General features: G+C 46.3%; 8 protein-coding genes. 2 read left to right on the top strand and 6 right to left on the bottom strand.

What is annotated here, in order from left to right; all coding sequences use genetic code 11:
- The first annotated feature begins 374 nt into the window (after positions 1 to 374).
- Positions 375 to 1826 carry an NAD-dependent succinate-semialdehyde dehydrogenase gene (locus tag Q0241_RS03635; protein WP_299373214.1) on the top strand — a complete coding sequence of 484 codons (1452 nt, stop codon included), beginning with the start codon at positions 375 to 377 and terminating at the stop codon, positions 1824 to 1826.
- A gap of 45 nt (positions 1827 to 1871) precedes the next feature.
- Here Q0241_RS03635 and Q0241_RS03630 read toward each other — a convergent pair whose 3' ends face one another.
- The 5 genes from Q0241_RS03630 to Q0241_RS03610 form a co-directional block, all read right to left on the bottom strand.
- Entirely contained in the window at positions 1872 to 2063 is a 192-nt protein-coding gene (locus Q0241_RS03630) for a hypothetical protein (protein WP_299373211.1), read from the bottom strand.
- 1 nt (position 2064) lies between these two features.
- Positions 2065 to 3030, bottom strand: coding sequence for a hypothetical protein (locus Q0241_RS03625; RefSeq protein ID WP_299373208.1), 966 nt, complete (start codon positions 3028 to 3030; stop codon positions 2065 to 2067).
- Positions 3023 to 3688, bottom strand: coding sequence for a TetR/AcrR family transcriptional regulator (locus Q0241_RS03620; RefSeq protein ID WP_299373205.1), 666 nt, complete (start codon positions 3686 to 3688; stop codon positions 3023 to 3025). The genes Q0241_RS03625 and Q0241_RS03620 overlap by 8 nt, the downstream gene beginning before the upstream one ends.
- 122 nt (positions 3689 to 3810) lie before the next feature.
- Positions 3811 to 4737 carry a pseudouridine-5'-phosphate glycosidase gene (locus Q0241_RS03615; protein ID WP_299373202.1) on the bottom strand — a complete coding sequence of 309 codons (927 nt, stop codon included), beginning with the start codon at positions 4735 to 4737 and terminating at the stop codon, positions 3811 to 3813.
- Between the two features lie 28 nt (positions 4738 to 4765).
- Complete coding sequence (locus Q0241_RS03610; protein ID WP_299373199.1) at positions 4766 to 5692, bottom strand: carbohydrate kinase family protein; 927 nt, start codon at positions 5690 to 5692, stop codon at positions 4766 to 4768.
- A gap of 209 nt (positions 5693 to 5901) precedes the next feature.
- Between Q0241_RS03610 and Q0241_RS03605 the strand changes: the two genes are divergently transcribed.
- A complete protein-coding gene (locus Q0241_RS03605) occupies positions 5902 to 6387 on the top strand; it encodes a DUF2946 family protein (RefSeq protein ID WP_299373196.1) in 486 nt (161 codons plus the stop codon).
- Positions 6388 to 6494: 107 nt separating this feature from the next.
- On the opposite strand, the gene Q0241_RS03600 is transcribed toward Q0241_RS03605, so the two are convergent.
- On the bottom strand, positions 6495 to 6987 hold a 493-nt coding region (locus Q0241_RS03600), incomplete at its 5' end, for a hypothetical protein (RefSeq protein ID WP_299373193.1).

Here is a 6987-nt window from a genome sequence, read left to right as displayed (position 1 = left end):
TGTTTTTCTACCGGGTAGGCTGCGACCGGGGAGCCTGACATTGCGCGGATGGCTCCAGTTTCGATTTAAATCGCGCACCCCGATATACCCCAGAAGAAGAAAAAAGCAAAGGGCAGGAGCAATTCCTGAATCGAAGATCACCTATGCGAGTGCATCAAAAGCACCATTTTTCTTTAAAAGCGCCCTAATAACACACCCGTAACATTAAAAATATGAAAGACAAGCTGCGAAGAATCCTATCCAAGCGCAAACCGTCTCAATTCCGTTTTGTGGCCCTAAGCAAAATTTCATACTGGGTCGTTGTCCTGTACCAATGGCTATGGTTATGATGCTTTCTTGTTTATCTAATTCCCTTCTAAATCCTCGAGGCCAGTATGGAACTTAAAGATCCCTCTCTGTTACGTGATAAATGCTACATCAATGGCGCATGGGCTGATGCTGACAGTGGCGATACCTTTGCTGTTACAAACCCCGCAAATGGTGATGTTCTGGCCTCGGTCCCCAAGATGGGTGAAACAGAGACTCTGCGCGCCATTCAAGCCGCCGAAGAAGCCTTTGGCCCTTGGAAAGACAAAACCGCCAAAGAGCGGTCACAAATCATGCGTAAATGGTTTGAGCTAATTATGGAAAATCAGAGCGACCTTGCTCTATTGATGACACTTGAACAGGGAAAACCACTGACCGAAGCCATGGGCGAAGTGGCTTATGGCGCAAGCTTTGTTGAATGGTTTGCCGAAGAATGTAAACGCATCTATGGCGATACAATCCCAGAACATCTCCCCGGCAGACGGCTTGTGGTGACAAAAGAACCAATCGGTGTTGTCGCCGCCATTACCCCGTGGAACTTTCCGATTGCCATGATCACCCGCAAGTGTGCACCGGCAATTGCTGCGGGCTGTACCGTTGTCATCAAACCTGCTGAAGACACGCCTTTGAGTGCATTCGCGCTGGCGGAACTCGCCGAACGTGCAGGCGTCCCCAAAGGGGTCATGAACATTGTTTCCGGCATTCCCCAGCAAATTGGCAAAGCGTTGACCGAAAGTAAAGCAGTCAGGAAACTCACCTTTACGGGTTCGACACCTGTCGGCAAACTTCTCATGAAACAATGTGCTGATACGGTCAAAAAGACTTCTATGGAACTCGGCGGCAATGCACCCTTCATCGTTTTCGACGACGCAGATCTGGATGCTGCTGTCGAGGGTGCGATGATGAGTAAATTCCGCAATGCAGGACAAACATGTGTCTGTTCAAACCGTATACTGGTACAGGAAGGTATCTATGAAGCTTTTGCACAAAAGCTAATTGAAAAGACTGCTGCGCTCAAAGTTGCCCCTGGTACAGAAGATGGTGCGCAACAAGGACCACTGATCAATGCAGCAGCATCAAACAAAGTCAGCGAACTTATCGAAGATGCCATCAGCAAAGGTGCAAAGACTGAAATTGGTGGAAACCCGCATGATCTCGGCGGCACCTTCTTTGAGCCGACAGTCATCACCGGGGTGACGGATGACATGCGTATTTTCAGTGAAGAAATCTTCGGCCCAGTTGCACCTCTCTATAAATTCAAAACTGAAGATGAAGCCGTTCAAATGGCAAACGATACGCCTTTCGGCCTTGCGGCATACTTTTACAGCCGAGATATCGGGCGGGTATGGCGTGTCTCTCGCGCCCTAGAATACGGTATCGTCGGCATTAACGAAGGCATTATTTCCAACGAAGTTGCCCCCTTTGGCGGCGTCAAGGAAAGTGGTGTCGGCCGTGAAGGCTCCAAATACGGTATGGAAGACTTCCTTGAAATCAAATACCTCTGTATGGGCGGTATTTAACATTTATCAACTACAATCGATAAAAAGGGGCTCTCGGGCTCCTTTTTATTTGATATTTCGACTCTTCGTGAAAAACAAATAATTGATCGTCCCGTAACACTTGGCCATTACAGGCAAGGTCAACAGCTTGTCCAAAGCCTTGTCTTTCACCATACGCCACTGTCGAAGTTCAGGCTGATTTTGGGACGAACTGCGACGAAACAGAAATATCAACCAAAGAAGAATAGCGATTGTCATATTAAAGAACTCCATTCTCTAGTGTTGAGCCAATTAGTTTTCCTGATTTGAAATATCGCAGAGCTGCATCGACGACGGCATTACGATTACATAACGATGAATGAAGCCCGGGCAAAACCAGTACTTGATCGCACCCAAGAAGTCGGGCCTCTGCGACTGAAACCACGCCATCATCATCGCCAGGTAGAAACGGATTGTACCCTTCGCCATCTGACTTTCCCCCCGCGATTATCGCAGTCTCACATTCAGGCATCGGTATTTTCTGTACAGAATCAGGTACCAGTTCCTGTCCCGATTTTCCGTAGATAATTTTATAAAACGCCAACTGTTTGACCCATACCGCAATGGCAGAGCCCTGATTAGGCGGAGCAATCATTAACAAACGGCCAATGTTTATACGTGCTTTCCAGTATGTCAGGTTCGCCAAAAGCTGCCTGACAACCAAGCCCCCCATGGAATGAGTAATAAACGAGACCGCTTTAATATCATTACGACGGGATAAGATTCGCGCCAGCTGATCCGCATGTTCGTGAATAAATGCTCTGGTAGAGGGATAGGTAATCGCAGCGACTTCATAGCCTTCATCCGCAAAGACACGCTTCATTTTTTGAAAGGTATCGCCGGAACGGGTGATGCCGTGAACCATCACCAACAAATGAACACCGTCGGTATCGGGATGGACAGGCGGCGTAATTTTCTTTTGAACTTTATAGTGCTCAAAGACAGAGAAACAATCTTCAAAGGTACCCCACGCCTGCCGCTTATCATCAGGGTCCAACAAACGGAAATGACCGCTGTAAAGATTGAACTGTATGCGCCAACTGGCATAGATGAATTCATCCCGCCAGAACTGCTTTCCCCCCAAAGTTGGCAACTGAATATTAATCGGTATGCCTTCATTCGACCGTAGGTTTTCTGTCGCGAATTCCATTCCCTGACGCAGGTATTTTTCAATACTGTCAATCATCGGACTTACCTCCGATGGTTTTTGGAATATTGCCTGAAAAGCCCTCGTGATCTTTAAGGCCATTTAAGAAAGTTGTTATCAGTAAGCTACACACTTTGTGTGAAGACTGACTTATGACCACACCCAGTTTCTTTTTATCGGCAAGCGATATGATCCCATGCAGACTAGACCATAGTGTTGCAGATATTTCTCTTTGCTCTTCAGACGTTATCCCCGGTAAAATCGGACGCAACGCCTCATCAACAATGTTCAACAACATCGAAACCTTTTGGTCATACCATTCAGGCAATGTCTCATCACTTGCCGGAACATGATCAAAAAGAAGGCGCCACAGGTTTCTGTTATCATCAATAAACGCCAGATACCCAACCAGAAGCTTCTCTATATTTTCGTTAACAGCACCAAGATCCTTTATCTCATTCATCGGCAGCCTAGACAGATTGTCATATAAACGTTCCAGTGTTCTACCATTCAACGTAAGAATAAGCGCATCAATGTTTGCATAAACATTATAGAGCGTACCGGGCGCATAACCGATTTTTTGCGCAATCTTTCGGGCTGAAAGTTCCGATAGTCCGCCAGTCACAACCAACGCCTCAGCAGCATCAAGAATCATTTTTTTCAATTCATCCGGACTGTGATCAACACGACGTGCCATCTGGTAAGCCTTTTTGTTTTTAAAACTATATATACAATAATGAACACTGTTCAGAATTCAAGAAAAAAATAACGCCACAGATCAATTTAAGACAAGTGGCGTTATATTATTCTAGGGAATGGTCAATTTAACCGACTTAAATCTTTAGCAATATTTGCCGCCAGCACCGCATTGTTTTTTACAAGTGCGATATTGGATTCCAAGCTACGCCCTTTGGTCAATTCAACGATTTTGCCAAGAAGATAGGGCGTAATCGCCTTGCCAAAAATCCCGTCTTTGGTGGCGCTATTCAAAGCAGATTCAATCACGCTATCCATTTCAGACCTATCCATGGCATGGCTTTCGGGAATTGGATTGGCGATCACGGCGCCCCCTTGATACCCAAGATCCTGTTGTACCGCCAGCATACCGGCAATCTCAGATGCAGAATCTGCTGTTAAAGGTGCATCCAGACCAGAATCACGACAATAAAAGGCAGGGAACTTGTTTGTTTGATAACCGACAACGGGAACGCCTCTGGTTTCAAGAAATTCAAGCGTTTTTGGCAAATCCAGAATTGATTTTGCCCCGGCACAAACAACAGCGACAGGCGTTTTTGCCAATTCTTCCAAGTCCGCAGAAATATCAAAGTCGTTTTCTGCCCCCCGGTGAACACCACCGATGCCCCCCGTGGCAAAAACAGAAATGCCAGCCAGTGCCGCACAAATCATGGTTGCCGCCACAGTTGTGGCCCCGTCACCTTTTTGAGCTACGATCAAGGGCAGATCCCGGCGTGATAGTTTCGCAACATTCTCGGCTTTACCTAGTTTTTCCAACGCGGCTTCATCCAGGCCAATCCGGATAACACCATCAAGCACAGCGATCGTTGCCGGTACGGCCCCCTGATCTCGAATCAAATCTTCGACTTCACGGGCCGTTTCCACATTCTTAGGATAAGGCATGCCGTGCGCGATAATGGTGGATTCCAAAGCAACAACGGCTTTTCCCTCTGCAAGGGCATTCGCAACTTCAGGGGCAATATTAAGGTGTTTTTCCAATTTCGGATTCATACTTTTACCAATAACTTATTTTTAGAGTTCAAGAGCCAATAACGTCCATAGAGAGATCTCGCAAGTTCTCAGATGTCGCGCCCTGATCTTTGAGCGTAATTCTCGCGGCATCCAGACCTCTCTTCAAGGCAACTTCAGGGGTATAGCCCATGGAAATTCCGCTAAGAGTACCTGCGATTAATGAATCACCCGCCCCTGTAACATCCACGACATCGACTTTTATTGCTGGGAAGTGCTTATAATTCTCCTTCTTGAAGAAATAGGCACCGTGTAAACCAGCTGAAATCACAACGGACTTGGCTCCTCTTGACGTCAATTCAAAACCTGATGTCACAATATCAGTTTCAGTCTTGATTTCCTTTTCGGTCAGAACGCTTGCCTCATCGACATTGCAAAACAAGATATCAAGGCGATTGATGATTCGCTCAAGCTTTCGAGCCTTGGCAACTGATACCGCATCAGCCGCGAGGAATTGTTCCGGAACGCGCTGATCAGATAATGCAAGCAGGACATCAACAGGCATGTTGGTATCAACAAACCAGATAGGATACCCAGACAGTCGTTCTTTCAGATTTTTAAACATCTCGGGTCTGACCTGGTCATAAATTTCCATATCGGCCAGACCAAATGCCAACTCACCATCTGGCTGCAAAACAGCTGTGTAAGTTGCCGTCGAAAAATCTACCGATCTCGGCAGTGACAATACATCCAACCCATCAGCGCTAAATTTCTGTTCTAGCGCATCGCCAGCCACATCCTGTCCCCAATAGCTTAACAATCCGGAATCAATGCCCAGTCTGTTAAGATTCATCGCAACATTATGTGCAACCCCGCCGGGATATCGGGAAACAGTAACAGGGTTAGACGTGCCTTGTTGAACCTTCGTGTGACATTGAGATCGTACATCCCAATGGGCCGCACCAATACAAAGCACTGATTTGATTTTAGTTTTCAACAAATTAACTCACGAGAAAAAGCTTTAGGGCTGTTCAGGTTGCCGTTTTACCCAGAAACAATCTTACAATACCAGAAAATGTTCTCTCATTTGATCAATATCAATGTCTGCCAATCGATATTCCTTATGATGGAAGCTGAAAATGGCTGTCATACATTTGGCCAGTTCATTTTCACAACTGTCACGTAAGCATTCTTAAAGAGGCTCTTGTGCTAAACAACACAAAAAAAGCGACAAAAAGAAAGAGCGGCATCTCACCCCGCCTTTCGTACCGTCGTCGTTTTTTTGCGTTCACAGCAATACTGTCTCTATGCTTACAAATTCTCATCCCGCTGGAACAGAGTTGGGCAAACCCACCGCAGGACCTGGATATCAATTCAGAAGATGTTTTTGTTATCTGCACACCAAGTGGGCTCAGAGTTCTTTCCTTAAACTCTGCAAACGATGGCGAACCAATTGAAAGTACGCTGGATATTTCTTGTCCGGCTTGTTCATTGGCTTCGGTAACCCTTGCTCCTCTACCTGTCAGTGATCCCGTCCTATACCAAACCAGTTTTGCTATAGCGGATAATCGGTTCGAGCTATCAGACATCCCTCATGATCGACCAGCGCCACGACCACCGACCAGAGCCCCACCGAAACAAAATATATTTAAATTACATACTGAAGTCCTAATAAGGTCAAAGACTGTGTAAACTTAACGTTTCGCAGTCTTTGGCTTTTTTTGTGTGCCCCCCCTTCAAGCACCTCCGCAAAACAACGTCATCCATTAACCCTTTTAAGGCTGCTATATAAGAATCACTTAGGCATAGGCTTGGCTCATAATCGACCAATAGTGCTCTCGACATCCTGGGAAGGTATTATTACGGATCATTGCCGGAGGATTAGCAATCAAACGAAACCCTAATGAAGGTAACTGCCCATGCAAGGCTTGTTGATCTTCTGGAACGTCAATGCGTAGCTCTTTATCGGACCGTTCAGCAATATATCTAATCATTGCCAAGGCTGTTTCACTATCAGGCGCAACCATTGGCCCCAAATGATGTTGTTCTCGCTGTGGCGTGGCAAGAATAAACCCAACCACCTCGCCCAGCTTATTCTCGGCAATGACTGCATAATCAGACTGAGAATACCTTAGCTCGAACAAACTACGTCTATTTGCCCCCAGTGCCTTTGCATCCATGCCAATGACATTCTCAAGGTCACTTGCATGCATCGCCCTGAGCGCAACCCGACGCTGATTTAGAGGGAAATCTGGCAACGAACTCTTTTTTAGAAACTGTTCCGGAGAACCA

It is taken from the genome of uncultured Kiloniella sp. (assembly GCF_937128705.1).
Lineage (GTDB): Bacteria > Pseudomonadota > Alphaproteobacteria > Kiloniellales > Kiloniellaceae > Kiloniella.
This window is presented reverse-complemented; position numbering and strand designations above follow the sequence as displayed.